Consider the following 25,782-nt stretch of genomic DNA (forward strand, 5'->3'; position numbering starts at 1 on the left):
CTTAAATGATGGAGAGCTTATTATTAAATGGGGAAGAAAAATAAAAAACAAGGGAAATGCTGTTTGTGCAAATTAAAAGCACAACAGCTTAATAATATCGACTACGTGCAGATTACTATGGCGGAAACGGTGGGAGTTGAAAGCAGGGGCAATTGTAATGGATTTTAAACAAGCAGGTTTATCTCTATTAGGTGGCTGGATTATCGGTGTGGTGTTTATGGCGACAAAGCTACCCGCACCTGTTCCTCCACTTATGGGGTTAATTGGAGCAGCCGGTGTATTGCTCGGTGGTTATTGCTACGAAATTATTGCCAGACTTCTGATGAAACAATAACTATAGTGCAAAAGCAAGCTCAGTTCGTAACGACATCCTAAGCTAATCGTCATTCATTTTTCTAGAATGATTCGCTCGTAGTAAGGGCTTCAGCCCTGCTTTTATGCAACTTAAATGCTGATTAGCTTACGAAGAGGAAAAATTCGCCAATGCAGTCGAACAGTTTATTTTAGGAAGCAATGCCGCAGACATCCGCAAAAAGCGTCTTCGATCAACGCTTTAGCGCTGCAATGAATGAAACAGTCTGTCTATGCTGTTCTAGTAGTCTGGCAAGGTAACTTTGCGTGGTGGCAAGCTCTTGGGCAGAGGTGCAGGGGAGCAGGGGAGCAGGGGAGCAGGGGAGCAGAGGAGAGGCAAATACCAAGTTCTTTCCCCTCTGCCCCTCTGCCCCTCTGCTAACCACCATGCAAAGTTGACTTGCCAGACTACTAGTGGTCTATCGCATTAAATTTGAGGGATAAGAGAACGAACCGCGAAGACGCGAAGTACGCGAAGGAAGAAGGAAAGAAGAGAATTTGAAGAATTTCTCTACTTGTCAGAATTAATGCGATAGACCACTAGTTTACTCCTGCGGCACATTCGTCACCATCAGATGCATTGGTTTTGCCGACGCTGTTGGCAAGATATGTCGTAAGCCCAAAGGAAAAAAGTTTTACCAAACAATAATTTTAGGAGAAACACAATGACTCATCGAGTAAAAGAAATTCTCAGTTGGTATGGCAGCGACAATCCCGGAACGTTGACTAATTTAGCCCGGTTGCTGAATCATGGCAAACTAGCTGGAACTGGCAAAGTCGTCATGCTGCCTGTGGATCAAGGCTTTGAGCATGGGCCAGCTAGCAGTTTTGCGCCCAATCCACCAGCCTATGATCCTCGCTATCATTTTGAGTTAGCGATCGCAGCAGGATGCAATGCCTATGCCGCACCTTTAGGATTTTTGGAAGCGGGAGCGCGAGAATTTGCAGGTGAAATTCCCCTAATTCTGAAAGCCAACGATCGCGATATGTTACTAGCTGAGTCAGACCCAACGCAAGCACTCACTGGCAGCGTGGAGGATGCGCTGAGGTTAGGATGTGTGGGGATCGGTTTCACTATCTATCCAGGTTCAGCCCATCGGTTTGAGATGTATCAGCAGATTCGAGCCTGTGCCGAGGTAGCAAAGCGGCATGGATTGGTCGTGATGATTTGGTCTTATGCGCGGGGGTCGGGTTTAAGTAAAGTGGGTGAGACAGCGATCGATGTGATTGGCTATGCGGCTCAGATTGCGGCTCAATTGGGCGCTCACATCATCAAAGTGAAACTGCCCAACGAACACGTTGAACAGGATGCAGCCCGCAAGGTGTATGAGCAAGAGCAAATTCCGATCGCAACATTATCTGAACGAGTGCATCATGTGGTGCAATGTGCTTTTAACGGACGGCGGATTGTCATTTTTTCGGGTGGGCCGATCGACAGTGATGATGCTTTCCTCAATGAAGTTCGTGCCATTCATGCCGGACATGGATTTGGTTCGATTATCGGACGCAATTCTTTCCAGCGTTCCAAGCCAGATGCACTGCGATTGCTCAACACAATCATGGATATTTACAGTGGACAGTCTGAGACCATTCGCACTCCTGCACTGACCTAATTTGTCTATCAAAACAGCCTAAAAATTGGGTTTGTTGTCTCTATTAAGCTGTCGCGCATTTAATTTGCACAACTAGGGCGGGCAAGATGCCCACCCCACAAGAGATTTATTTTTTGGAGGATGCAAATTAAAAGATTTTTAGCTTACACCCGGATTTCTCACCTTGAAGCAATCTTCCCTACCCCAATATGCCTGACTTTTTTCATCGCTTGCATCTCTCTACTGCTGCCAGGAAAGCTAGATCATGAGAAAATCCCGTCCAAAGCCTACCCTATTGAAAAATTATCGTGCCATCATTCCTGCTTCTTTTTTTGGCATGATTCTGGGTTTGGCAGGATTAGGTAGTTGCTGGCGAGTAGCTGCTAAACTTTGGCACTTGCCTACCTGGATTAGCGAAGCAATTATGTTGCTGACAATTGCAATCTGGCTCGTGTTGTTGGTGCTTTATGTGGGTAAATGGCTGTGGGCGAGAGCAGATGCCTTAGCTGAATTTGAGCATCCTATTTTGTGTTGCTTTATCAGCTTAGTGCCTGTGTCTACGATACTTGTGGCGCTAGCGATCGCACCCTACTCTCGTGCGATCGCCATCACATTATTTGTTGTCGGTACAATTGGTCAGTTAAGCTTTGGCGTGTATCGTTCCGGTCAGCTATGGATGGGAGGACATAAGCCAGAAATAATTACACCCATTCTCTACCTCTCTACAGTCGCGGGTAGTTTTGTCAGTGCGATCGTTGCTAGTACCCTCGGTTATCGAGAGTGGGGCCAGTTGTTTTTTGGAGGAGGGCTGTTTTCGTGGCTAGCACTGGAGTCGATGATTATGCAGCGCCTCTACTTGTTAGAAGCATTGCCTAAACCACTACGTCCAACGCTGGGCATTCAACTTGCCCCCCCTGCTGTTGGCTGTGTTGCTTATTTGAGTCTCACCAGTGGTCAGCCCGATGCCTTTGCTCAGTTCCTCTTCGGTTATGGACTGTTGCAAGCGCTGATTCTACTGCGGCTGCTACCGTGGTTGTTTCAACAACCCTTTACAGCTACCTACTGGGCATTCACCCTCGGCATTGCCGCCTTGTCGCTGGCATCCCTGCGCCTTGTTGAACGCGGCATGGCTGGAATGATCCAAGAATTGGCACTACTGCTATTCATGGGTGCAAATATTGCGATCGGCAGTATTGCTCTAGGGACAGTGCGGCTCTTGCTGCGTGGAAAATTACTAAGCTAACGATCATTCATGATTCTTCAATACCTGTTATGTTTAACTAATAGTTAAATCGACACAAATCTTTTTATACTAATGGGTAATAACCCACAACTAAAGTTTTCATTAATACTTCTTTCATTAAAGCCTTCTACCCTCTGCCTCCTGCCTTTCTTTGTAAAGATTCCCTTCCCTTCTTTTCCCCACTTACATAGGACTTACGCAATAACTCTCTGAAACCCTCTTTCCTTCGCGTTCTTCTCTACGAGACGCTACGCGAATGCGTTCTTCTCTAACGAGACGCTGCGCGATTGCGGTTCGTTTTTTCATAATTTTGCGTAAGTCCTGTTACAAACTGACAATCCCACGCTTAACAGCAGTAATTACGGCTTGTGTGCGATCGCTCACTCCCAGTTTGCTTAAAATCCGATTTACATGCGATTTGACGGTACTTTCACCAATAATCAAAGCAGTCCCAATTTCTTGATTACCCATTCCTTTTGCCATCAAACGCAGCACTTCCAACTCTCGTTCACTAAGTTCTGGATTGCTCATTCGCTGCAATAATTTTGCGCCCACTTCTGGCGGAATGTATTTCTGACCATTATGAATAGCGCGAATCGCATTCAAAAGTTCGCCAAGTTTAGAATCTTTAAGCAGATAGCCTTGAGCGCCTGCCTGTAAACCGCGATAGATATCTTCATCGCCATCGTAGGTTGTAAGTACCACGATTCGAGCCTGCTTAAATTCACCACAAATCGCCATAATGGTTTCAACACCTCCCATTTTGGGCATTCGTAAATCCATTAGTGTGACATCAGGTTGGTATTCTCGAAACGCCTCGATCGCCTGCTGCCCATCTTCAGCTTGAGCGATCGCTGTCATTTCTGGATCGCGGTTAATGATGGTTGCCAGACCCTTTCTGACTATGGCATGGTCGTCAACAATCAGCACTCGAATCGTAGTGGATTGGCTCATTGTAATTTTCACACTCGATTGATGGTGACAATAATTTCTGTTCCTTGACCTGGTTGGCTTTGAATTGTTAGTTGTGCGCCAATGCGCTCTGCCCGTTCGCTCATTCCTAATAAGCCAAACCCACCGCTCAAAGGAGTGCTACCTACTCCAAAGCCCCTGCCATCGTCTTTAACCCGTAAGATACACTGTGTTTCGTTGTACACTAACTCAACCCGAATTTCGCCAGCACTTGCGTATTTAATCGCATTGGTTAATGCTTCCTGCCCAATTCTGAGTAAGTTATTCTCCACTTCGATTGATAAAGAATAGGCTATACCCTGAGTTTCGCAAATCAGAGCCGTGTCGGTCGTCGATCGCATTTGAGCCACAATCCGATGCAAGGCACTCTCTAAATTACCTTCTTCTAGTAGCCGCGGACGGAGTGCTGATACGGATCGCCGTGCCCCTGCTAGCCCACCGCGTGCTAGTTCCTCAATCATTTCCAGATGTACTTGGGTTGCTTCCGGGTCATCCGCCAGCACTTGTGTTGCTGCTCCAACCTGAAGCAGAATACCTGTGAAAGATTGAGCTAGTGTATCATGAATTTCTCGCGCCATCCGGTTACGCTCTTCTAAGATAGAAGTGTGTTCAGCTCGTTTACGATCGCTAATGTCTGTCATGAGACTGTAGAAACCTCTTACCTGAGCATTGTCATCGAAATCAGGAATAAAGGTGGCGCTGATGCACCGCTTATCATCCCGAAAAGGGATTTCTGCTTCTAGAAGGACAGTTTGCCCTGCAAACACCTGATTAATATACGGCTCAATCCGTTCATAAACCGCCTCACCGAGCAGTTGGCGAACAGGGTTGCCCAAAATTTCCTCACGGCTACGGTTGAACCAAACTTCATAGGTACGGTTGATAAATTGAAAGCAGCGATTGGCATCGACGTAGCTAATCAGAACGGGTAGAGCGTCGGCAATCAGTCGTAATTCCTGCTCCTGTAAGCGAAGCTCCTCGTAGACGCCGCGTAGCTCTGCTTCGTTTGCCTGCAATGCTGTGGTTCGTTCTGCAACTTGTTGCTCTAGGGTGCGATTGTATTCTGCTAAAAGCTTCTCTGCTTGTTTACGTTCGGTGATGTCTTGAAAGGCTGCGATCGCATACAGAATGTTGCCAGACTCATCAAAAATTGGAGTTCCCCAACTTTCGATCGGAATGATGCGATTCCCCTGGTGAATTTCGATATCATCCACACTGCCCTGTTCGCCGTTTAGCGCTCGCTTAATCATCAGTTGTTCGGTTGGGTAGGGGCGATCGGTTCCTGCCACATAGAGTTGATAGACCTCGACAATTTGCTCTGGGGTGACAGACGGCAGCACGCTCTTGCCCAAGAGTTGGATTGCCTTCTGATTTGCGTAATAAGGGCGACCTGTTGCATCCATAACTACAATTCCTACCGGAACCGACTCTAAAATTTTCTGGAGGCGGGTTTCACTTTGGGCGAGGGTCTGGTTTAAAGACTGCATTTTGGCAAATGCGATTTGAAGCTGCTGTGCCATCTGGTTGAACGATCGAGCCAGTTCGCCCAAATCGCCCGATCGCTCAATTTCTACTGTCTGATTCCATGCACCGTCTGCTAGCGCTTTTGCCGATTGACTGACGCTGACAATCGGTTTAGCAATCCATCGGGCAATCAAAATGCAGATTACAATGCCAAGCAACAAAACCGCAATACAAAGCAGAATCGTCGTGCGGATGCTTTGATTAATCTTGGCCATGAAATCGGATTCAGGCAACACCGTGACAATCAGCCAGTCTAGCCCACGAGTATCTTTGAATGGCATCACCTGAATCAACTGCCGCCTGCCATCGAACTTAAAATCAAGCTGTTCCGCAGTCTGGATCTGCCACAAATCGCTGAAATGCTCGCGCAAATAGGCAGCAGTAGCTCGCACGGTAGGGTTACGGCTCTCAACTGCGGACAATCGATTTGCTGCCGCCCCACCACTTATGATCGCCTCTCCGGTGGAGGTGGCAACCAGTTGCCCCGATCGCTCTAGAATAAAGGCGATGCCTTTCTTGCCAATTTGCAGGCTAGCCAAAAAACGGCTCATCTCATTAGGCAGAAATACATCGGTGGCACAGACTCCCAACAGCGATCGATCGGCAGTGCTATAGACAGGCGTACTGGCGGTGATCGTTGGCAACTCGCTAGCAAAGTCGGCATAGATTCCACTCCAGCTTGGTTCGCCTGCCGTCACTGCTGCTTTATACCAGGGACGAACCCGCGCATCGAAGGCTTTGTTGCCTTGACTGATTAACTGGTCTCGCTGACCATTGCGATCGAGGCTGTAGCCGTAGAGTTTACGATCTGTAGCAACATTACTCGACCGCAGTTCAATTGAGCGATCGGCAGGGCTACGTCGCACCCCTAGAAGAGAACCTTTGCGATCGCCACAGTAGATATCACTCACCATTGGATAAATCTGAATTTGCTGCCAGAGTGGAAACTCACCTTTGACTGCGCTAGGGTCAATTTTTCCCTGAGCGAAGGTGCTGGCATTGAGCCGATTGATGTTATGGGGTATCTCGGTATAGGTTTGTAGTTTGCCTTCGATCCGGTTCGTCAGTTCGCGCCGCAGTTGACTGGTGAGATCGTTGATGGCTTCCTGTCTATTTTGGAAGGAAAAATACCCCACTAAGCCGACTGTCACCAAAGTTTGCAGCACAAACGGCACAATCAAAACCGTCTGCAATGGTACTGTTCTGGAAACTTGAGCTACAACTTGCTTGAGAAGACTGCTCATCAATCAGATTCCTCATTTAGGGCAGTTCGCGCACGTTAGTCCATTTATTGAAGAAAGGCAGAAGGCAGGAGGCAGGAGGCAGAAGGTAATTCTGACTCCTGACTTCTGCTGTGACCGTTCGCGCAGCGTCTCCAAGAGTTGGGAACAAGGGTTTAAGGCCCTCACTGAATTCTTATTCAGTGGCTCTTGTTCAGGAGGGGTCGGAATCCCCAACTGATGTAAACCTTCTGCCCTCTGCCTTCTGCCTTCTTCAATGACGAAAATACTAGCCATGAGAAGCTCCAACGATCGCAACAAGTAATGGCTCAAGCTCTAAAGCGTCTTTATAACGCACACCATTGATAAATAAAGCTGGAGTGCTAACTACCCCACTATCGATTCCACTGGCAATGTCTTGATTGATGCGATCGACATACACTTTTTGGGCAATGTCTCGAATAAACTGAGTTACATCAAGCCCTAAATTGTCAGCGTATTCTGCTAAATACCCATCTTCTAGCTTTTGCTGATGCTTCAATAACATCTCGTGCATCTGCCAAAACTGCCCTTGTGTTGCTGCTGCTTCTGTCGCTGCTGCTGCCTTTTGAGCTTGAGGATGGATTTGAGTTTGAGGAAAATGTCGGAATACAAAGCATAGAGAATCTCTCCCGAATAAGGTCGCCTCAAGCTGGCGTTGAATTGCCTGAATTGAGGTATAAAGTTCACTACATTGGGGACACTGATAATCCCCATACTCAACAAGCACAACGCGAGCATTCAACGATCCTTGTCGATGGTCTTGCTCAGAAGGAAGTACAACTAATTGATCGCGCTCTGCTTCGCAGTTACCGCAAGGGTCGCCAGAAATAACATCGCTCATTCTAAACCCTCATTTTAAATTTTCGAGGAAAAGAGATTCATCGTCTGCACTCTGAAATTTCTTTCCTTCAAGCCTATAATTATTTGTATGAGTTTAATGTATGAGACTTGCTTAGGCTTGTCGTCAATTCAGGGTCTGTATTTTAATCAACAAAATGATTGAGGATGAGTCAATTTGAGGGAGTAGAACGAATCAAACTCAGGTTTGATTGCCTCAGAGAATAAAAGTTAGATCGGTGTAGGTAGTTCACAAGCTAGCAATTCCGCGTTTCAACGCAATAATGGCTGCCTGGGTACGATCTTTGACATCTAGCTTGCTTAAAATTCGGTTGATATGAGTCTTCACTGTACTTTCACTAATATTGAGAGCAGTGCTAATTTCCTGGTTGTTCATGCCCTGTCCGACTAACTTGAGAACTTCTAACTCACGATCGCTCAGTTCTGGAGCAGTCATCCGTTGGACTAGCTTGGCAGCCACGTTGAGGGGAATATACTGTTGTCCCCTGGTCACTGTCCGAATTGCTGTCAATAATTCCTCTGGCTCAGAGTCCTTCAGTAAATAACCCTTTGCCCCGGCTCGTAATCCTCGATAAATCTCTTCATCGGTGTCATACGTGGTCAGCACAATAATTCGGGCATTGGAAAACTCATTGCAAATAAGCGTAATCGCCTGAACACCTCCCATGTCGGGCATCCGTAAATCCATCAAAGTCACATCAGGTTGCTGTTGCTGAAAAACTGCGATCGCCTCATGCCCATTTCGCCCCTGACCAACAATGACAATATCTGGAGCCTCCTCTAACATTCCAATCAAACCCTGGCGGACAACAGGATGATCGTCCACAACCAGAACGCGAATGCTACTAGGCTGATTCATACTGACTTAATCCCCGATTAATGGATACCGCGATTTCTGTCCCTTGCTCTAAGTCACTTTGAATCTTTAATTCGGCTCTAATGCGTTCAGCCCGTTCTGCCATCCCCAGTAGACCAAAGCCATTCTGCATCGCCTGGTTTTCTACATTAAATCCCTGCCCATCGTCTTTAATTCGCAAGCTGCATTGGGTCGGTTCATAGATCAGTTCAATGTGGATTTCACTTGCCTTAGCATGTTTGATTGCATTTGTCAAAGCTTCCTGCCCAATCCGAAACAGATTATTTTCCAGATCGGAGGATAGGGGATAGGGTGTACCCATGACTTCGTAGACGATTTGGGTTGCGATCGAGGAGTCTAATTCAGCAGCAAGACGGCGTAAGGCATCCTGTAAGTTACTGCTCTCTAAAAGGTATGGGCGGTGTAGTGCCTCTACTGAACGACGTGCCTCCGCAAGCCCAGAACGGGCTAAGTCGAGGATCTGAGTGAGGAGAGTTTGCGCTTTTTCTGGGTCTGCCGTTACCTTATTGGAGGCAGAGCGAGCATGAATGATAATACCTGTAAAGGCTTGGGCTAAAGTGTCGTGAATTTCCCGTGCCATGTGATTGCGCTCTTCTAGAATGGAGGCTTCTTCGGCTCGTTTGCGATCGCTAATATCTCTTGTTAGCCAAATGACAGAATGTTCTGAGATGGGCGAGATGCGAGTTGCAAACCAGGTTTTCCACCCTCCCACGATCGAGCTATACTCAACCGTTAGGGGCTGCTGAGTGCTTAATGCTTGCCGAATACAGACAAGAAATGTCTCGGCTTGCGATCGCTCAAAAATTTCGGAAAATGTTCGACCCACCTGTTCGTCAATCGGGTTAGATAATTTCTCTGATTCGATCAGGGTTGCTCTCAAAATCCGCCCTTCTGCATTTACTACCAAGAGCGGATCGGGCATTGCACAAAAGAGCGCCCGAAGTTCTGCTTCGGAGGCTTGCAACGCTTCTTCTGCCTGTTTGCGTCTAATTCCTAATGCAATCTCGCGGGCTGAAAACTCCAACGCCTCAAAGTTGGACGACGGAATGGGATGTCGAGTAAACATCGCTATAACTCCAACAAGCTGCTCATCCAGCAGTATCGGATAGCCTGCAAATGCCACCATGCCTTCTCGTTTTGCCCATTCTTTATCAATGGATGATTCATCAAACACATTGTTAGTCAACAGAGGACTGCGTTCCTGAGCAATTCGTCCAACTTTGAGGCTACCTAGAGGAATTCGACTGTATTCACCGTCAAGACGGGTATACATCCCCGCACTGGCTTGTAACTCCAAAACATTATTGTCTTTATTTAGCGTCCAAATCCGAGCAAAGGCCGCATTAAAGTGCTTAACAACGGCTTGGGCACAGCGATGCAGTATCAAGGGCAAACTAGCACTTTGAGCCAAGGCACTATCCACATCAGCGCGAAAATCGGAGAGGATTGCCTGTTCGCGAAACTGAGCCTCGGACTGACGCAACACTTCTTCTACTTTTTTGCGTTCGCTAATATCTGTCATGAGACTGTAGAAGCCTCTCACTTGAGCATTGCGATCAAAATCGGGGATCAAGGTCGCACTGATGCAGTGTCTACCAAGCGAAGAAGGAATTTCTGCTTCCAGGATTACAGTTTGCCCTTCAAATACCTGATTAATAGACGGCTCAAACCGTTGATAAACCGTCTCACCTAAAAGTTCATGAACAGATTTGCCCAGAATCTCATCACGGTTACGGCTAAACCAAACCTCATGGGTACGGTTGATAAATTGATAGCATCGATTGGCATCCACATAACCGATCAGAGCCGGTAGAGCGTCCGTGATCAGCCGTAATTCTTGTTCTCGACCGCGCAATTCTGCTTCGCTTTGCTGTAAAGCTGCCGTTCGTTGGGCTACTTGTTGCTCCAGGGTACGATTGTAATTGGCTAAGAGATGTTCGGTTTGTTTACGCTCTGTGATGTCTTGAAAGGCTGCGATCGCGTAAGCCACGTTCTCATTTTCGTCAAAGATTGGCGTTCCCCATGCCTCAATGGGAATAATAGTCTCGCCTTGGTGAATCTCTAAATCATCCGTTCTTGTACGTTCGCCTTTCAACGCTTGGACAATTGGCATCTTCTCAGGGGAACAGTTTTGATCCGTTCCAGCCAGGTAAACTTGATAAACCTCTGCAAGATGATCTGATGTTACGGTAGGATCAACGCCTTTACCCATCAGCTCAATTCCCTGCTGATTGACATAGTAAGGGCAACCAGTCGCATCCAAGACTGCAATTCCCACTGGAACCGCTTCTAGAAATTGATTTATCTGACTTTCGCTAGCGCGTAGTTTCGAGTAGAGTTTGGCATTTTCGATCGCGATCGCTGCTTGAGTAGAAAGTAAATTCAGAACTTGCGATCGTGTAGCGTCTCCAAAGGAGACCCGCTCTGGTGTAAATGCTCCAGCCGCTAATTTATTTTCTAGATACAACACGCCCACTAGCTTACTTTGATTAAGCAGAGGTAAACATAAAATTGATTGAGTTTGATTCTGTTGAATATATGGCTCATTAATAAAATTACCTTCACGAGTAGCATCATTTAAGATGACAGATTCATGAGTACGAATAACATAATTAATAATTGATTCAGGTAGATGATTTGCAGTTGGGATAGATTGCAGCACTTGTGTAGCATAGACATTCTCACCCTCATTAAGTTCACTAGACGCTTCAATCACCCATTTTCCTGAGTTTTCTAAAATCAGAGAACCTGTTTGTGCGCCAGCATTTTCGATTAATATCTTCATCAAGGAACGGAGCAGATTATCTAGTTCAATTTCACTCGAAATCGCCTGAATTGCCTTCATTACTGCCGTTAAATCAAAAGCGATGTGTGAGCTATTAGAGGTGGTTCCAGCAGTAGTGCAGATTGGTGTGGAAGCCAAGCTCGACTGTTCAGGAAATAGCTGCGGATAGCGAGTTTCTAAATCTTTGACTTTCGCAGTTGCTCCCCACCGTTCATAACAGTAGTGAGCTTCTTTCATATAGGTTTGGGCGATCTTTTGCCGACCTCGCACCAGATAATGTTTAGCAGCTAATTCATAAGCTAACGCCTCTTCCTGGATATATTCATTTTCCCTAGCTCCTTGAATTGCTTGTTCATAAAATTCCTCTGCTTCAAACCACTGACTCAAAACTCGTGCAATCTCTGCTTGCACCAAATGATATTTATGCAAACAATTCATTGGCGCATAGTGTGCCCATTGCTTCATTTTCTCCTGACTAACCGTAACTTTTTTAAGGAGTTCCTCCTGCACTTGAGGGCTGCTTTCAGAGTATATGGCGAGTCTTGCCAGCGCATCATATAGATAGTAAAAAGGAGCAATAGGTGTGCCTGTTATTTGGATTAAATAACGTTCTGCTATGGTTGAGTTTTTAACTGCCTGAGCATACTCAGAAAATAGGTAGCACAGGAAAAGTTTATGGAAATAGACATCAAAGGTTGCCGTTCCATCATTTGTTACTTCATGTTGTGGCAATCCCTTTTCTTCGTTGTAGAATTCGCCAACTAGGCGAGTTAGGCTGACCGAAAAGCCCATCAAATTTGCGATCGTCTGCTGATATATTTTGTTCCAGGTTAGCGCCGTTTTCTGTTTTATTTGACGAATTGCTTCACTGTATTTCGTCATCTCGCGCTCAACTTCTGCGAGTTCCTTTCCAACTGCGTAGGATTGGAAGCAATAACAATGAGCGCAATAAGCAGCAAACTCTAAATCTCCAACTTCTAAACCTCTTTGGTAGGCTTCTAGCAAGGGCTGGATTGTGTTTCTAATATGCTCTTTCCAATGAATAATAAAGTTATTCACAATGAGTAATGTTCTAGCTCTGAGAGAATGAACATTAAGGTGTGACAATAGATTTAGCGCAAGTTGTCCAAACTCGTATCCAATCTCAATGTTCCCACTCGTTCCACAAAGAATTAATCCGTAAAAAGCATAGGCAAAGGGAGATACAACAGCATTACCAGATTGAATTGATAAGTTTACTTGTTTAGACACAAGCAGAGGCATCAAATTAGGAGCCGCAACATAGGCAGCGATCGTGATGCTTGATAAGATTTGCATCGCCGCTAACTTGTCCGGTTCGGTCATTTCCGGCAAATGGAGCAAGTCCTCGATTGGCTTCTCACCAATGAGTGATGCGATCGCGTCTAGCTCAAGCTGAATGTCTGACTGAGTTGGCGTTTCAGGAAAACTGATTCCCAGTTGCTGCAAAACTTGCAATCCAGTGTTGATTGCTTCTAATAGCTGGTTCTGCGCGATGTCAGTTTGAATTTTGACTTCGTAAACTTTCACGATGTCGAGAACCGTTTTAGCTGCTTGCAGAACGATCGCCGCCCAGGATTCTACCTGCTCAAACTCGCCACACAAATACGCGACTTCTGTTGTTTCTGTATATAACTCTAAGGTCAGCTCATAGTTAGTTTGCCAACTGGAGTCTGCTAGCCATGCTCTTGCTCTAGCTAAATAGTTTTTAGCCACACTATAGGCGATCGCAGCTTTTGCTTTCTGTCCTGCGATTAAATTTAATTTAGCAATTTCATTGCGTTCTGGTTGATCTGCAACAAGCTCAATTCCATGATTCAGATGATCGACAATTTCAAACAGTCGGTCTGATAGTCGCTCTGGCAAAATTTTTCCGAGGAGATTGCGACCAATTTGTAAATGAACAACTTGTTTTTGCGACTCATCGATTAAGGTATATGAGGCTTGCTGCACGCGATCGTGCAAGAACTTATACTCTTGAATTAACAAGTTTTCATCTAATTCAGATAGTGGTTGAATTAATCCAACTTGTATGGCTGTTAGTAAATCTTGAAAAATCGTTTCAGGTGGTTGATCGCAAACAATCGATAAAGTATTTAAATTAAATTCAGCGCCGACGCAAGCAGCTAACTGGAGAATTTGCTGTGTATTTTCTGGCAGTTTCTTCAACTTGTGAAGCATCAACTCCACCACATTATCGGTAATATTCTGGGCTTGAATATCAGTTATGTTCCATTGCCAGCATAAGTGTTCAGCATCAAATGTCAGCAGATTCTCGCTATACAGCATTCTCAAAAATTCATTGACAAAGAACGGATTGCCCTCAGTTTTACGCAAAACTAACTCAGCTAAGGGACGAACCATGTCTGCATTCCGATGCAGCGTCTCGGCAATCAACTGATTCAACGGCTCAAGCGTTAAGGGTGCTAAGATAATTTCCTGAAGTACTGCCCCTTGTTTTCGCAGTCTCTCTAGCATTAATGCTAATGGATGCGTTGGATTTACTTCATTATCTCGATAAGCTCCAATTAAAAATAGGGATTGGGTTTGCTCATCCAACAGCAACAGCTCGATTAACTTAATCGTTGCCGAGTCTATCCACTGCAAATCATCTAAGAAAATCGCAAGGGGATGTGACTTGGAACAAAACACCCGTACAAACTGCTGAAAAATTCGATGAAAGCGATTTTGAGCTTCAGTTGCTCCCACTTCTGGTAAAGGTGACTGCTTGCCGATAATTAATTCAACTTCGGGGATCACATCAATGATGATTTGTCCGTTGTTTCCCAAAGCTGTAAGTAAGAGCGATCGCCACTGTTGCACTTGTTCGTCTGGTTCACTAAGTAATTGCCGTACCAATTTTTGCAGAGCATCTGCGATCGCACTGTAGGGAATATTGCGCTGAAATTGATCGAATTTACCAGAGATAAAATAGCCGCGCTTTTGGGTGATTGGTTTATAGATTTCTTGCACTAACGCAGATTTCCCAATGCCAGCATAGCCAGATACCAACATCATTTCGACTCGGAATTTTGGATTACCCGCTTGTTCCCTTTGTGAAGTCGTTTCTGAATTGTTTGGTAAAGCCGCGACGCGATTTGATTCTGGACACGCTACGCGAACAAACGCCGCCAGTAACATTGCAACTTCCTTGTCCCGTCCATACAGTTTTTGGGGAATTTGAAACTGACTTGAAGCGTCTTGAAGCGCCAGTTGAATGCTAGAGATTTGACCAATTTCTTCTAATTGTTCAGCACAGATTTCTAAATCCGCTTTGATTCCCCAGGCACTTTGATAGCGATTTTCAGCATTTTTCGCCATCAGTTTCAGAATGATATCTGAAACTGGCTTGGGAATCGTTGTATTTATTTCATGAGGCGGAATAGGATGTTTGGCAATATGACAATGGACTAGTTCCAGAATATCCGTTGTGGGAAACGGCAGATATCCAGTTAGCAGTTCGTAAAATGTCACGCCTAGCGAGTAGAAATCAGTCCGGTAATCGAGCAAACGGTTCATCCGCCCGGTTTGCTCTGGAGATAGGTATGCAAGTGTCCCTTCTAAAACATGAGGACTTTTGAAAGTCGGATTCGTGCGGTTAAATTGGGTGGCAATTCCAAAATCAATAATTTTGACAACGCCAGTATCCAGATTGAGTACTATGTTTCCAGGATTGATATCTTTATGAATGATATTTGCTGCATGGATTCTGCCTAGAATATCGGTGATGGCGATCGCAAGACTTAAAAATTGGGATAAAGGCATAGGGCAGAAGATATCTGGGCGCTTGTGCATCCATTCCTCTAATGACTCTCCCCCAAAATCTTCCAAGAGAATCACCAGAGTGCGTTGATAGTCTTGCTGACTATATGCCTTCACCACTCCCTCCAAATTGAGGGAACGGGTAATTTTATATTCCTGTCTGTAGCGGGTTAGTTCTTGGGGAGAGGGATAATCAAGCTTTAGCATTTTTACCACGATCCCTACTCCATCGTCTCTGATGCCCCGGTACACGAGAGAATTGGAACTTTCATATAATATTTTGTTTTGGATAACAATACCAGGTAGAGCAATCATAGAGCCACTCTTGAGAGGATAATCTGGCATAACCCAAACTATACAGCAATCCAGCTATCTACATTTTTCATTTTTGAGGTTCTATTTGGTTTTGTTCATTTCTAGCCAGTTGTAGAGCCTTAACTGAACTCTGTTGAGCGCTGTATCAATTATGTTGAGCGTTTCTACAGCACTCATTTGACAACTGGCGTAGCACGGGACACCAGAAGCGGAAATTTTTGTTAAGGGACGGTGGCTATGGAGCTAATTTGTTTCGTTTCAATCCCTAATAGGGATTTTAGTTAATTGCAATAAGATATCTATTCCAGTCAAACTCACCCCGCGCTGTTTCAATCCCTAATAGGGATTTTAGTTAATTGCAATCCGCGCCAAGAACGCCATCTACGGAAGCACTACCAGTTTCAATCCCTAATAGGGATTTTAGTTAATTGCAATCTCTTCCAGACGACCACCCAAAAACGTAACTACCTGTTTCAATCCCTAATAGGGATTTTAGTTAATTGCAATGTATGCGAGGGGTTGGGTGCTTGCGACCATCGATAGTTTCAATCCCTAATAGGGATTTTAGTTAATTGCAATAAGAGTAACTTCACCTGCGGGTAGTAATCCCAAGGTTTCAATCCCTAATAGGGATTTTAGTTAATTGCAATTCAATGGTCATGACAGAACGAGCGCGATCGCCCGTTTCAATCCCTAATAGGGATTTTAGTTAATTGCAATTAAACCCCTGCTCAGAGAGGATCAGCTATTTTACGGGGTTTCAATCCCTAATAGGGATTTTAGTTAATTGCAATTTGAGATGCCTTGCTGTCGGCTCGAGCTGCAATGTTTCAATCCCTAATAGGGATTTTAGTTAATTGCAATTATTGATGGCAGTGGTATAGATCCAAAGCTATTTAGTTTCAATCCCTAATAGGGATTTTAGTTAATTGCAATCCGGCGGGGGAAATGAGGAGGTGCGATCGCCCCAAGTTTCAATCCCTAATAGGGATTTTAGTTAATTGCAATTTAACTAAGTTTGATACTGCGATCGTTCCTGGTGTTTCAATCCCTAATAGGGATTTTAGTTAATTGCAATTCGCCCCTTCTGAGTGCGGGTTTGAGTTGACCAGCTGTTTCAATCCCTAATAGGGATTTTAGTTAATTGCAATCGCTGGCTTCTGAAAGCGTTGCAGTATTTGGTTTTCAAGGTTCAGTTGCGCGAATGAACGAATCATAACATAGGGAATAGTAATATCACAAGATGCAAATCGCTGAAACCCATTCCCCATAAGGTGCGCGGATGGTTTTAAAGTACCATTAATCTCAAAGTCTTGTATAGATGGAGCGTACAGCCTTTTTCGCTCCTTCTCATTTTGTACACCTACCCATCCGCGCATTTGGGAAGAAAATTAGTCTGATTGGCGATCGCTACCTCTATTAAAATAAGCGATCGCCTAATCCTTGCGCATCTTAATTTACCAAATCAGGGAACACTTCTTGCACAGCAGGATGCACTAAGCGATGATTTTGCACATTCACACCCTTAGCTAATGCTGGGTTAACCTCCAGTGCCAAAATTCCCAAATTCGCCAACTGGACAACATAAGGTAATGTACTATTATTAAGTGCCTGAGTTGCCGTCCAAGGTACTGCTCCTGGCATATTGGGAACGCCATAATGCACCACACCCTCTTCAATGTATACGGGATTTGTGTGGGATGTTGGGTGTAAGGTTTCTATACAACCGCCTTGGTCAACGGCTACATCAACTATCACCGAACCAGGACGCATTTGTTTGACCAATTCACGAGATACTAGTATTGGCGCTCTACGTCCTAACACTAAAACTGCACCGATGAGCAAGTCGGCTTCTTTGACAGCAGCTTCAATATGAGCAGAGTTGCTGTAAAGCAATTCGACTCTAGAGCCAAAGAGGGTTTCCAAGTAAGATAAACGCTCGACACTCACATCTAAAATCTGCACGATCGCACCCATGCCCACAGCAATTTTAGCTGCTTCAGTGCCGACAACGCCGCCACCTAAAATTACTACTTTACCTGGTTTGACTCCAGGGACACCGCCTAAAAGAACTCCTCTACCACCTTGCTGACGTTCTAGGAATCTGGCTCCAAATTGTACTGCTAGCCGACCGGCAATCACGCTCATCGGGGTGAGCAAAGGTAGTCTGTTTGCCCCAGGTTGTTCTACAGTTTCGTAGGCGATCGCAGTTGTGCCACAATCAATTAAATGCTCTGTCAACTTGCGATCGGCTGCTAAGTGTAAATAAGTAAATAATACCTGCCCTTTTTGCAAAAACTTATACTCAGAGGTTAGCGGCTCTTTGACTTTAACAACCAATTCCCGATTCCAAGCTTTTTCTGATGTGGGGACAATTTCGGCTCCAGCACTTTTGTAGTCTTCATCGGAGAATCCAGCACCATTACCTGCTTGCGTCTCGACGAAGATGCTATGACCATTTTCTCGCAGCACCCGCACACTAGATGGACTTAACCCTACCCGAAACTCTTGATCCTTATTTTCCTTGGGAACGCCGATTTCCATATATCGCCTCTGATAATTTTTTTGTTTAACTGTACCCTTCCAATCTCAAGCTTGCTACTTCCGTCTTGCTAGTTCCGTATTAGAGATAGCTGGATTAGAAATACCTAATCTCTGTTCTAACTTTCTTAATTCAATCTGAGTAGCCCAAACTCTTACCCTTGACTATTGCCCCAGTATTTATACAATATATAAAGAATAGTAACAATTTATTAAAAGAACGATTGTATAGCTCCCTACTAGGAAGCTTTTGCTGAATTTCTCAAGGCATCTTGGCATTCCAGCATTGCAATCAGCTTTTAAGTTAACCTGACTTTTCAACGTTATCTGAAAAATTCAAAGTCTCTCTTCATTTTAAGAGAGAGATTTAGAGAGGGGTTTTCCAGATACCATGAAAAGTAAGTAGCTATTATCCCCACTTTCCGCGACTTCTAACAGAAGTCTGATATCAAGTCCCGTTTGCCAAAAAAAGGTTTCTTAAAAAATGACACAAACACAACCAACAATTACACCTAAACTAGAAGAGCCTAAGTTTGGCTTTAACGAATATGCCGAACGCTTGAATGGTCGGGCTGCAATGATTGGCTTTGGTTTGATGCTGGTGATTGAATATGTCACCAATCAAGGGGTGCTATCATGGCTGGGTCTGAAGTAGTGCCATCAACAAGCACAATCTTGAAGTTGTAAACTAGTAATTAAAAGAGTTTCAACCAGCTGGAACAACCAGTTGGTTTTGACTTCAATAATTAATAGCGGAGTACTTCGCCCTAGATAGATTAATTATACTTCTTCATAAATAACTGCCCTAGAATGTAAGCAAGAGAGGAATCGAAATACCTATTAGCGATTGAAATATCATAGACTTGCAACTAATATGTGCAAGGCGATTAATGAGTAAATTTCCTCCCCCTACTAAAAAAATCATAAATTAGTGTCTGCCTTGAATGAGAAAGGCAAATTATGGGTGAGGTATTCTTGGTAAATATACACAAAAGGTGAACTGGAACCAACCAAGCTGTGATGAATGCTGTATTACCTCGTTTTTTGAAGTCAACCTACCGAAAAGAGCCACTAATCAGTGTACTGATAACGATGGGTGTTATGGATGCCCTGATTGGCGGATTGAATGATAGCTGGTCGTTGTTTGCTTTTGGTTTGGGAACGGCAGGGATAGCGCTAGGCTTTAAGTTGTGGCGTTTCCAGCAGCGTCGTCCTTTACCAGAGGAGCCTGTAGTGCAACATTATTTGCCCTCTCGTTCTTCTAGTGCGCCTTTACCAATGTTAAGCGTTTCTAAGAAAAAACCACCTCTTTAAGATGTGCAGAGTTATGACTTAAATAACTCTGCAAAATTTATTGGGTTTAACTGTATCTATAAAAGTGAGGAAAAAGAGTGAGTAGTGAGGGAAGAGGTGGCGGTAATTTTCTGCGGCCGTATATTATCCTGGCATTTATGGCAGCTGTTGCCCTTCCAGTGAGTACCTGGGAAGGGTTTTATATTCATCAAGCTCATGCTGCCATTCAAGAAGTAACGCCAAACTCCCCCCCAGCTAACACTAACTTTGCTAATGCTCAACTACTTTACACACTCAAAGGACATAACGGAACCGTTAAATCCCTCGCTTTCAGTCCAGATAGCAGAATTCTTGTGAGTGGAGGTGCAGAAAACGAGGGTATCATTCGCCTGTGGAATTCAGCAAACGGCAAAAGGTTGGCGACTATTAACAAAGCACACAAAACAGCCGTAGAATCTTTAGTGATTTCACCAGATGGGCAAACCCTCGCTAGCTGTAGTGATGACAATACAATTAACCTCTGGAGCCTGAAAAATTTAAAATTTAGCCGCTCTTTTGTCGGACATACCAGTAACGTATTATCTTTAGCAGTGTCTCCTGATAGTAAAGTTCTCGTCAGTGGAGCTTTGGATGGAATTCGTCTGTGGGATTTGGTACAGCAGCGCCCTTTAGGCACTCTCGTAGGTTTTGATAACTTGATTTATACTCTGGCCATTAGTCCTGATGGACAGACCTTGGCTAGTGGTGATAATAAGGGTGTAATCAAGCTGTGGAATTTGAGTACTGGTAAATTAATCACTGAATTGGTAGCTCATTCTAATGTTGTTAGCGATGTGATCTTTACACCAGATGGACAAACATTAGTCAGTGCTAGCCGCGATCGCACCATAAAATTGTGGAATATTAATACTGGAGAATTAGTCCGTACCCTTACAGGACATAATAACTGGGTAAATGCGATCGCCCTTAATCCCGATGGACAAACCCTTGCTAGTGCCGGTAGAGATGGGATTAAATTGTGGGATTTAACTACAGGTGAGTTAATAAATACACTGAGTGGACATACAGACTGGGTAAGTGCGATCGCTTTTAGTCCCAATGGTAAAATTCTTGCCAGTGGTGGATTCGATCGACTAATCAAGATTTGGGGGATTCCCACAAAACGAAAGTAACAGCGATCGGACAAAATAATCGTGAAATAGTAAACTATATCCCCGATTTCTTTGAAGAAATGGGGGATATCATTTTGACGCTCCTTTCAAGGCTTTGTGAATCGCCATAGCTCAAATTATCACCTCGTGTAGAAAGTCAGGCTATCGCTAACGCCGAAAAATTCCCCCAATCATTTCCCGTATCTGCTAAACTTTGGTCTTGCCTTTTTAGAGTTTTTGTAGTAAAAAATCAACCAAAGCTCAGATCGAATTTTGCTATAACTAGTCAAAATCAATGATGGTAGCAACCAATAGCGACCCAAAATCTTGAAGAACTGTGAATACTTGATGAAAATACACCCGAACTAATATCTTATCCAGCAAATTACTGTAAGTATAAACATAGGTAATTTCAAATTATCTGTGCAGTTACTTGCCCTCTAGATCGGAACAATTTCTGAACTTAGACAATCTTAGAAATGGTCATCGTCAGTAAATGCACTCAGTTAAAAGTCACGAACTCGTGTGAAGCCAAGGTTTGTAGTGCTTAACCGCTATTTTGAAGATAGGATAACTTGCTACTTAAATGATGTTTAATTTTCCCGAACTGCTTTTGATCCCCATTTCGATAGAATGACTAGGCAGAACCCTAAAACTAAAAACCGCTTTTGACTGCGACGCTCATGAATCAACTGAACAATGGTTTTACGCTATTTTTAAGTCTGCTAGTCGAGGCGATGCCTTTTTTGCTTCTTGGGGTTTTATTCTCCAGTTTGCTGCTGTTTTTTGTTGATGAGCGCAAACTAGTAGAAAAAATGCCCAAAAATCCGCTGTTGGGTGCTTTAGTTGGCAGCGCGATCGGCTTTTTGTTTCCGGTGTGTGAGTGCGGGAATGTACCGGTAGCGCGGCGATTCCTGATTCAAGGAGTACCCACACCAGTCGCAATTGGTTTTTTGCTAGCAGCACCAACAATTAACCCAGTTGTAATTTGGGCCACTTGGACAGCATTTCGAGATCAGCCAGAAATAGTAGTCTTACGAGTCGTATTTTCCTTAACAATTGCCACAATTATCGGGTATGTTTTCAGTTTTCAAAAGGACTTAAATCCCATAGTCCAACCTGCGATCGCTCGTTATATGAAGTTTAATCCAGCCGCGCAGCCTGAAACCAAACGCCGTGGTAAGCCTTACCAAGGACAACAGGAAGAAACAGTACCGAATCTGTTGCAATCCGGGACTTATATCTTAGGAGGAAAAGCAGGTATACCTCTACGGATAGATCCTAATTTAGTATTGCCTACCTCAGTCTCTACTGCCGATAAACCGCTAGCAGCTAAACTGCGCCTAGTTGTGGATAATAGCATCCAAGAATTGCGGGAATTGGGCGGAGTGATGATTTTAGGAAGTGCGATCGCTGCTGCTATTCAAGTCCTTGCTCCCCGTGAATTAGTTCTCAGTTTGGGTGCTGGACCCATTACCTCAATTGTGGTCATGCTGATATTAGCTGTAATAGTATCAATTTGTTCTACAGTCGATTCTTTCTTCGCCCTATCTTTTGCCTCAACCTTTAGCAGCGGTTCATTGCTAGCATTTCTGGTGTTTGGGCCAATGATTGACATCAAAAGTGTTGGTTTGATGTTATCTATTTTTAAACCCAAGACTATTTTTTACTTATTTGCTTTAGCAGCCCAATTGACATTTGTCTTCACTCTTTTCCTGAACTTGCACGTCTTTTAAGAAAATATTTGTCATTAGTCATCTGTCCTTTGTCCTTTGTTTAATGACCAATGACCAATGACTAATGACTAATGACCAATGACTAATGACTAATGACTAACAAAAATCCCAAATCTAAAATCCCAAATCTGTTACTCCCTTGGCTGGATGCTCTAGCAATTACAGCTTGGGGCATTTTGATGTTGAGATATTGGCTAACTAATAAGTTGAACCTGTTGATTCACCCAAATTACTTTTGGTTAGTGATTGTGACTGGTATCAGCTTCATCATTATTGGCTTGTTCAAGATGCAGGAACTTTGGCAAAGGCGTCGCCGTGATGTTACGCCAAACACCCAGCATATTAGTTTATTTCCCCCTGGTTGGGGCAGTGGTTTATTGTTGACTACAGCAATTCTAGGTTTTATCGTTACACCGCAAGTTTTTGCTAGTGACAAAGCACTCCAAAGGGGTGTGACGACTGATTTATTGGGAAGCACACGCGTCAAACCCCAAGCCTTTCGCGCTACTGTTCGTCCAGAGGAGCGATCGCTTGTAGACTGGGTACGCACTGTCAATGTTTATCCTGAACCAGATACATATACAGGGCAAAAAGTCAAGGTGCAGGGATTTGTGATTCACCCGCCCGATATAGGAAAAGAATATTTGTTTTTAGCACGATTTGTCTTAAGTTGTTGTGCAGCAGATGCTTACCCTGTGGGATTGCCCGTCAAACTACAAAATAATCAAGAGCCTTACTCTGCTGATACATGGCTGGAAGTAGAAGGACAAATGGTGACAGAAAATTTGGCAGGTAAACGCCAACTTACCATTGCCGCTAACTCTCTGAAAAAGATTCCTCAACCCCAAAATCCTTATAGTTATTAGTTATTTGTTGATGACAAATGACAAATGACAAATGACAAATGATAAATAACCAATGACTAAATCTAAAGCATTCCAACCACTGGATCGTATAGCGATCGCACTAATGTTACTGCTGAGTGTGCTGATTGGGTTAATCATCTTGCAAGGTGATGTGGTAACTGCTCGTGTCCGGGAATTTACTTGGCAAAATCAACAAATTGGGGCAGAAGATAATTCCTTCACCCTCACCTTCAGCCGCCCAATGGAAACAAAAAGCGTCGAGGATAACTTGAAAATCGAGCCACCCCTAGCAGGTAAATTCAGTTGGGCAGGGCGGCGGATGGTTTATACACTGGTGACACCAGCACCTTATGGCACAAATTATAAAGTGCAGTTACAAGGAGCTAAAGATAAGTTTGCAGAGCAAGAAGGCAAAAATCGGCTGATACAGGCCTTTACAGGTAGCTTCCGTACACGCGATCGCGTCATCCTTTATATCGGAACCGACAAAGAAGAACAGGGACGGTTAGTTCTTTACAACTTAACTCAAGAGCAAAAAAGGATACTTACCCCCAAAGACTTGATAGTAATCGACTTTGAGTCATTTCCTGATGGGGAGAAAATTTTATTTTCAGCTCGCGCCGCAAACAATCAAGACTTACTTTCAGCCCAACTGTATACAGTGACAACTGGCGTTTCTGCTAAATCTGGACAAAAAGCACAACCAGAAGGCAAAGTTGACCTGACTTTAGATAGTAAAGATTATCAAAACCTGAAATTTGACTTATCACCTGATGGGCAAACTATTGTCATCCAACGGGGAAATAAAACTAATCCTGGCGACTTTGGACTATGGTTTATGCCAGCAACCAGTGATGGTTCAGCAGAAAAACCCACCCCCAAACGTCTAAAAAGCCAGCCGGGGGGAGACTTTATGGTGACACCAGATAGTAAAGCCGTAGCAGTTGCTCAAGGACAGGGAGCAGCGATTTTACCACTGCAAGGTGATGCCAGTAAACCTTTGGATTTTCTGCCGCAGTTTGGTTTGGTACAAGCTTTCTCCAAAGATGGCTCTCAAGCCGCGATGGTAAAGTTTAATACAGATTACACGCGGGATTTATTTTTGGTAACAAACCAAGGTGTGCAGAAACAGCTATTAAAAACAACAGGTTCAATTCTCAGTTGCCAATTTGACATTGCCTCACCCACCCTCTACTGCTTGCTAACACAGCTAGTATCCAAGGAACAATACATAGAACAGCCTTATGTAGTGGCAATTGATTTGAAAACCGGGCAACAGAAACCATTGTTAGTACTGCCTCCCGCTCAACGGAATGTGCAAATGAGTTTATCTGCCGACGGTTTGGGCTTGTTATTTGACCAAGTAGTACCGCAGACAAATCCCCCAGCATCATTACCCACAAACACTTTAAAAACTGATGATGGAGATACGATCGCTACCAGTAGCCTGTGGTTAATGCCTCTGTTGCCCATCGCTGATGCTACGACTGTTGAAATTAAACCAGAACAACTCCCCTTAGCCGGATTTCATCCCCGCTGGCTACCTTGAGAGAATAATTGCAATTGCTAAGTCAATTTCGGAAGGTTAGTTAAGGTGTCGCTACCAAAAATCAAGTTGAACCTAATGGAGTTCAGTTCCATCCTTACGGAGCAGATAGCGATCGCTAATCAACTTCAAGACGACTCTACCTGTTTCTGGATGCGTTTTCTCAATCACTGGTTGCACAACAACGCCTTCCATAATGCAATTGGGACTGACTACACTATTGGCATTATTGAACTGAGACACCGCTTCCCAAGTGTAAGCACCGATATAAAGTACAGGTACTCTCGGCAAAGCAAATTCCTCGCAAAAAGCCACAAAATCGCTGTGATTGAGAAAAGAACTGCCGCGACGCACAGCAAATATAGCAATTCCAATATTGCCATTATTCAAGCCGTATTTGATATCTTGCACGCCGTAGATTTCACCAAAAATCTGAGTTCCTGGTGGAAGTTTCTGGAAAGCCTCGTTTTCGTTGTAAGCACGAACATAAACTAATTTTTTGTTGACTTCGCTGTTTTTCCAGAAGTAATTATGGCTGCCAATTTTAGTTGTGCTATCAGCATCAACTAAGACAGTGAAGTTAGTTCCGTGCAACTTTTCTGTGACAACAACTTCTTCACCTTCCATTAGGATATTTTTGTAACGTTTCAAGTTTTCTGGACTGGGGAATTTGTAATGTCCAATAAAACTCTCTACTTCCCCGCTCATTCCTTGAGGAATTGGATATTCGTACTTTGTTACACCAAAATACTCTGTGTAGTCATCTCCGACATTTCCCGTAAAGTTTTTACCAACGGGAATAAGCAAACCCTCAGAAAAAATTCCGCGAAGTTTCGCAGCACGCAGTTTTTTTGAGTAGTAGTTACGAATACCAAACTCATCTAAAAAGTTTTCTGGAATAACACTATTAATAGGAAAGTAAAAAGCTAAATCTCCAGAGTTCAAGTTACCTTTAACTATAATTACCTGATACCCCATATCTTCAATAGAGGCAATATCTAGCCGATCGGCATTGGGATGAGGATTAATACTATTTATTTTGACAACTTCAACTTTAAAAATACTCATAGCTCATCTCTTTTAAAAAAAT

At 44.0% G+C, this 25,782-nt stretch carries 16 protein-coding genes and 1 CRISPR repeat array; of the genes, 9 read left to right on the top strand and 7 right to left on the bottom strand.

Going from position 1 to position 25,782, the window contains the following annotated elements; translation table 11 throughout:
* The first annotated feature begins 157 nt into the window (after nucleotides 1-157).
* The 3 genes from V7K84_RS02525 to tehA all read left to right on the top strand — a co-directional run bounded on the left by V7K84_RS02525 (nucleotide 158) and on the right by tehA (nucleotide 3,186).
* The gene (locus tag V7K84_RS02525; RefSeq protein ID WP_099102416.1) at nucleotides 158-334 is read left to right on the top strand and encodes a DUF1427 family protein; all 177 of its coding nucleotides are present in this window, start codon (nucleotides 158-160) and stop codon (nucleotides 332-334) included.
* A 682-nt stretch (nucleotides 335-1,016) separates the two neighbouring features.
* Nucleotides 1,017-1,964, top strand: a complete 948-nt coding sequence (locus V7K84_RS02530; RefSeq protein WP_334836092.1) for a class I fructose-bisphosphate aldolase — start codon at nucleotides 1,017-1,019, stop codon at nucleotides 1,962-1,964.
* A gap of 244 nt (nucleotides 1,965-2,208) precedes the next feature.
* The gene (gene tehA / locus V7K84_RS02535) at nucleotides 2,209-3,186 is read left to right on the top strand and encodes a dicarboxylate transporter/tellurite-resistance protein TehA (protein WP_334836094.1); all 978 of its coding nucleotides are present in this window, start codon (nucleotides 2,209-2,211) and stop codon (nucleotides 3,184-3,186) included.
* Nucleotides 3,187-3,510: 324 nt separating this feature from the next.
* On the opposite strand, the gene V7K84_RS02540 is transcribed toward tehA, so the two are convergent.
* From V7K84_RS02540 to ald, 6 genes are all read right to left on the bottom strand, one after another.
* A complete protein-coding gene (locus V7K84_RS02540) occupies nucleotides 3,511-4,140 on the bottom strand; it encodes a response regulator transcription factor (protein WP_334836096.1) in 630 nt (209 codons plus the stop codon).
* A gap of 8 nt (nucleotides 4,141-4,148) precedes the next feature.
* On the bottom strand, nucleotides 4,149-6,926 hold the full coding sequence (locus tag V7K84_RS02545; RefSeq protein WP_334836098.1) for a PAS domain-containing protein: 2,778 nt from the start codon (nucleotides 6,924-6,926) through the stop codon (nucleotides 4,149-4,151).
* A gap of 265 nt (nucleotides 6,927-7,191) precedes the next feature.
* Nucleotides 7,192-7,785: a DsbA family protein gene (locus V7K84_RS02550; protein WP_334836100.1), complete on the bottom strand. Its 594-nt coding sequence runs from the start codon at nucleotides 7,783-7,785 to the stop codon at nucleotides 7,192-7,194.
* A 246-nt stretch (nucleotides 7,786-8,031) separates the two neighbouring features.
* Entirely contained in the window at nucleotides 8,032-8,661 is a 630-nt protein-coding gene (locus V7K84_RS02555; protein WP_334836101.1) for a response regulator transcription factor, read from the bottom strand.
* Nucleotides 8,648-15,559: an AAA family ATPase gene (locus tag V7K84_RS02560; protein ID WP_442940919.1), complete on the bottom strand. Its 6,912-nt coding sequence runs from the start codon at nucleotides 15,557-15,559 to the stop codon at nucleotides 8,648-8,650. The genes V7K84_RS02555 and V7K84_RS02560 overlap by 14 nt, the downstream gene beginning before the upstream one ends.
* Before the next feature lie 255 nt (nucleotides 15,560-15,814).
* Nucleotides 15,815-16,710: direct repeats of the CRISPR family, unit length 37 nt; unit sequence GTTTCAATCCCTAATAGGGATTTTAGTTAATTGCAAT.
* A gap of 301 nt (nucleotides 16,711-17,011) precedes the next feature.
* Entirely contained in the window at nucleotides 17,012-18,103 is a 1,092-nt protein-coding gene (ald, locus tag V7K84_RS02565) for an alanine dehydrogenase (protein WP_334836105.1), read from the bottom strand.
* A gap of 481 nt (nucleotides 18,104-18,584) precedes the next feature.
* Between ald and V7K84_RS02570 the strand changes: the two genes are divergently transcribed.
* The 6 genes from V7K84_RS02570 (at nucleotide 18,585) to V7K84_RS02595 (ending at nucleotide 24,695) form a co-directional block, all read left to right on the top strand.
* Nucleotides 18,585-18,755 (top strand): hypothetical protein, encoded by a 171-nt coding sequence (locus V7K84_RS02570; RefSeq protein ID WP_099099534.1) that lies wholly within the window; start codon nucleotides 18,585-18,587, stop codon nucleotides 18,753-18,755.
* 365 nt (nucleotides 18,756-19,120) lie between these two features.
* Entirely contained in the window at nucleotides 19,121-19,414 is a 294-nt protein-coding gene (locus V7K84_RS02575) for a hypothetical protein (protein WP_322659799.1), read from the top strand.
* Between the two features lie 137 nt (nucleotides 19,415-19,551).
* Nucleotides 19,552-20,565 (top strand): WD40 repeat domain-containing protein, encoded by a 1,014-nt coding sequence (locus V7K84_RS02580; RefSeq protein ID WP_442940920.1) that lies wholly within the window; start codon nucleotides 19,552-19,554, stop codon nucleotides 20,563-20,565.
* Between the two features lie 662 nt (nucleotides 20,566-21,227).
* Nucleotides 21,228-22,280, top strand: coding sequence for a permease (locus V7K84_RS02585; protein ID WP_334836113.1), 1,053 nt, complete (start codon nucleotides 21,228-21,230; stop codon nucleotides 22,278-22,280).
* A gap of 92 nt (nucleotides 22,281-22,372) precedes the next feature.
* Nucleotides 22,373-23,146 carry a TIGR03943 family putative permease subunit gene (locus V7K84_RS02590; RefSeq protein WP_334703114.1) on the top strand — a complete coding sequence of 258 codons (774 nt, stop codon included), beginning with the start codon at nucleotides 22,373-22,375 and terminating at the stop codon, nucleotides 23,144-23,146.
* Between the two features lie 52 nt (nucleotides 23,147-23,198).
* The gene (locus tag V7K84_RS02595; protein ID WP_334836115.1) at nucleotides 23,199-24,695 is read left to right on the top strand and encodes an Ig-like domain-containing protein; all 1,497 of its coding nucleotides are present in this window, start codon (nucleotides 23,199-23,201) and stop codon (nucleotides 24,693-24,695) included.
* Nucleotides 24,696-24,767: 72 nt separating this feature from the next.
* Here V7K84_RS02595 and V7K84_RS02600 read toward each other — a convergent pair whose 3' ends face one another.
* Nucleotides 24,768-25,760 carry an RNA ligase (ATP) gene (locus tag V7K84_RS02600; RefSeq protein WP_334836117.1) on the bottom strand — a complete coding sequence of 331 codons (993 nt, stop codon included), beginning with the start codon at nucleotides 25,758-25,760 and terminating at the stop codon, nucleotides 24,768-24,770.
* Between the last annotated feature and the right edge of the window lie 22 nt (nucleotides 25,761-25,782).

The sequence above is a fragment of the Nostoc sp. genome (assembly GCF_036917315.1).
Taxonomy (GTDB): Bacteria; Cyanobacteriota; Cyanobacteriia; order Cyanobacteriales; family Nostocaceae; genus Nostoc.